The sequence below is a fragment of the Bacillota bacterium genome, assembly GCA_040754675.1.
Taxonomy (GTDB): domain Bacteria; phylum Bacillota; class Limnochordia; order Limnochordales; family Geochordaceae; genus Geochorda.
In genome coordinates this window covers 1-3,639 of sequence record JBFMCJ010000417.1, presented here as the reverse complement: position 1 = coordinate 3,639, position 3,639 = coordinate 1, and the positions used below count along the sequence as shown (strand labels likewise).

The following is a 3,639-nucleotide window of genomic DNA, read 5'->3' as shown; positions in this document are numbered from 1 at the left end:
ACCGTTCATGGACAGAGGATCCCATGCAGGTCATCGTGGAAGAAGCGCACAAGCGCGGCCTGGCCGTCTACCCATGGGTTTGGGCTTTTTGCGCCGGTTTCGGTAAGCCCGGACCCGTGCTCGAGAGGCACCCGGAGTGGGCGGAACTGAATCGTGACGGCGGAAAGCAGTCACCGCGCGGCGATACGTTCTGGCTGCAAGCGTCGAGGCCGGAGGTCCGGAAATGGCTCGTCGACGTGTATGTGGACCTGGTCACCCGCTACGAGGTGGAAGGACTGCATCTGGATTACATCCGCTACGAAGACGAGGCCGTCGCCTCCTTCGGGTACAGCCCGTACACCCGAGAAGCGTTCAAGAAGGAATACGGCAAGGATCCTATCGGCTTCATGAAGTACACCGACGACTACCAGGCCTGGAACGCCTGGAGAGAAAAGCAAGTGACGTCGCTGGTAGCGGAAGCAGTGCGGCGCGTTCACCAGGTGCGGCCGGGCTTGGTCATCTCGGCCGCCGTCATGCCCGATCTGTTCGATGCAAGACGGTCGAAGATGCAGAACTGGAAGCACTGGGCTGACAACAAGTACGTTGCCTACGTCAAACCCATGATTTACACGGAGCACATGGATACGTTCCGCCGCCTGGCACGTGAGGGCCGAGCCCTGCTCGAAGACCATGCTCTCTCGTATCCTGGCATTTACGTCTACAATCGCGACCAGGTCATGAGCCAGATCCAGGCCGCAAGAGAACTTGGGGTCCTGGGTATCTGCGTCTTCTCCACCCTCCACATGCCCCAGGAGTTGTACGGGCAACTGGCGCAGGGGCCCTTCAGGACGCCTGCTTCTATGCCGCACGCCGACCCCTATGGGGGTGCCGTGGCCCTGCTGAGGGAGCTCAACAACCGGGTTCAGGTTGTTATCGACGGAGGTGGCATCACCATCACGGCGGCGAGCGCGCTGCTTGACGCCGTTGAAGAGGCCGAGGACAAGCTACGCGATGCTGCAGCTGGCGAAGAACCGGATGTGAAACTGATTCAGGAGGCGCTTGAGAAGATGCTAGAGGCCAAAAGCATTGCCGAGAAGGCGGCGGCCAACGGCTTGCTGAAGCCCGAGGCTCTGAAGAGGATTGACGAGGATCTCGGACGGATCACGAGTCTCGTGCGGTTCGGTCTCTATCAGGCCACTGAGGTCCCGTACCAGGAGCCGTCACCGGCGCCTGAAGGATGAGCGGCTGACCCAGACTTGGGAAACGATACGGAAGGGAAGAGATGCAGCAGAGGCGGGTTATGTACCTGGGCCGGCAGGCGCAGGACAAGAAGCTGTGGGATGATTATGACACATGAAGCATCAGGTCAAGGGAGCTTGAAAGCTCGGCTACAAGCTACAGCTTTAGGACGGCCCGGTTAAGTGCGGGACGGGGTCGGGATGCGTTCCGCTGCCCTCCGGCCGGGCCGACGGCGGGCCAAGTCGGCTGAGATCCAGCGGGGTTGGCGCGCTTGAGGCGCTCGATGGCAAAGTGCTGGTTGGTGGGCGCTCTTGGCCTGGGCGGTCGCGTCGAGGCCAGCGACGAAGTGCTCGGCGGGATCTCCTAGGGTTCCGGATGCCGGTGGATGATAGCGTACGGTGCTGAAGCGCAGGCGTTTGGCGCATATGCAGAGGGACTCCAAGAAGGCGCTCGGGGCAAGGGGCCACGCCAGCACACCCAGGCCATCCTGGCCCACGGCCTCATTATCCTGGATGAGCCGGGCTACCTGAAGATGGACGCCACCGGCCTACAGCTACCTGCTTCAGCTGGTGGCCAAGGCCTGCGAGCGGCGCTCGCTCGTTGTGACCAGCAACCTGGAGTTCCAGGAGTGGGGCGCCCTTTTTGACAGCCCGGCCACCGCGGCCCAAGCGGCCTCCCTAAGGGCGGGGGGCAGGGGGGAGGAAGGAGACTCGGATCATCGCCGGTCCCTACCTGGCCAAACCCGCGGGCTTTTCATGGCAAGAGTGCTGCTTCTCACAATGAGTAACTTTTAGGTGGGCGTGGGTGTCAGGATCCGGTAGGGGAGGCACCTCCCTCCAGCCCGAGGGCTGGAGGGAGGTGGGAAATCGTAACGAAAAGACCCCGCCTTGAAAGCAACACAGCACGGAAGGCGGGGTCTTCATGGAGCTTACGTTCATTCTACCCAGCGAGATTCGCTCGTTCAAGGACCTGGAGCGGTTCATCGTGGCGGAGTGGCGGGCGAAGGCCGCGGCCATCATCGAAGCGGCGGTCCGGCGCATCGACGAGCGCCTGGGGCCTCCCGGTCCGGGGTGGGAGTCGGTGGGGCTCAAGACAAAGCGCGTCATGGGGCTATTGGGCCTGGAGTACCGGCTGCAGCGGCGCATGTACCGGCGGCGGCGCCCCGATGGGGCGTGGGAGGAGCGCTACCCGCTGGACGAAGCGCTGGGGCTGGCGAAGGGGGAGCGCTTCAGCCCGGGGGTGCAGGAGTGGGCGGTGGAGTTGGCGACGCGCCATCCGTTTCGGGTGGCGGCGGCGATCCTGGCGGAAGCGGGGATGCCGGTGAGCGCCCAGACCATCCATCGCTGGGTGCAGGAAGCGGGTGCAACCCGTGAGGCCGAGCAGCGCCGGGCGGTGGAGGCGATGGAGCAGACGGGCGAGTTGCCCCTCGGGGAGGGGCGGGAGGCGCCGGCCGTGATCTGCGAGGTGGACGGGGTATGGGTGGCATTGCAGCGCGAGAAGCAGCGGCGCTGGGAGCTGAAGCTGGGGCTCATGCACGAGGGCTGGGAGCCGGAGAGCCCGGCCGGGCGGCGCTATCGGCTGAAGGGCAAGCTGGTCTGGGGTGGGGATCTGGAGACGGAGGCGTTCTGGGCCCGGGGCTTTTGGCGGTTTATGGAGCGCTACAAGCTCGGCGGGGTGCGGCGACTGGTGGGCAACAGCGACGGGGCGTCGTGGGCCAAAGCGGGCCGGGAGTGGATGGGCATTGAGGAATGGCACCTGGATCCGTTTCATCGCAATGCAGCGCTGGAGCGGGTGTTGGGGTGGAACACGCGCCTCTTGCGCCGGGCCAAGCAGGCGGCCCGGCGCGGGGACTGGGCGAAGGTGGTGGCTATCTTCGCACAGGCCCAGGCCGACCCGGGCTGCCCGGTGGCGCTAGAAGAGCTACAGGCGGTATTGGGCTACCTGGAGGCGAACCGGGAGGGGTTGGATGACTGGCGGCTGCGCAACGGGCCGTTGCCCGAGCCGGCGCGGGGGCTGGGGGCCACGGAGCCGTCGGTGCGCCACGTGGTCGCCGACCGCCTCAAGGGGAAAGCGGCCTGGTCGCGGCGGGGGGCGCACCACATGATGCAGCTACGCTGTTTGCGCCACGAGGGGCGGCTGAGGGCGTGGCTGGCCCAGTGGACGGCGGGAAGCTGGCAGGTGCGGTCACCCCAGCCGGTGCTCGTGCGGCTTGCCCGGAAGATTCGCCGGGGGCTGGTCGAAGTCGACCCGCAGGCCTGGCTTCGGGCGCATTTGCCGATGCTGAGCCACCCCGACGCCCGCCAGACCGCTACGGGGGCGGCGCTGCGCAGCCGGCTGGCCTGGGCGGCGCCGTGGGGGGCCAGGGTATAGCAGGGAACAGGCGGGGTCACCAAAAGGCCCCCACCGGGACTTGACACATAC

Annotated in this window: 3 protein-coding genes; all 3 read left to right on the top strand. The window is 65.9% G+C overall.

The genetic code is table 11. From position 1 onward, the window contains the following. Positions 1-1,220 (top strand): family 10 glycosylhydrolase (locus AB1609_18115; GenBank protein ID MEW6048362.1); only part of this gene is annotated, 1,220 nt, incomplete at its 5' end. 555 nt (positions 1,221-1,775) lie between these two features. Next, positions 1,776-2,012, top strand: a complete 237-nt coding sequence (locus tag AB1609_18110) for a hypothetical protein (protein ID MEW6048361.1) — start codon at positions 1,776-1,778, stop codon at positions 2,010-2,012. Between the two features lie 127 nt (positions 2,013-2,139). Then, positions 2,140-3,588 carry an ISLre2 family transposase gene (locus tag AB1609_18105; GenBank protein MEW6048360.1) on the top strand — a complete coding sequence of 483 codons (1,449 nt, stop codon included), beginning with the start codon at positions 2,140-2,142 and terminating at the stop codon, positions 3,586-3,588. Positions 3,589-3,639: the final 51 nt, after the last annotated feature.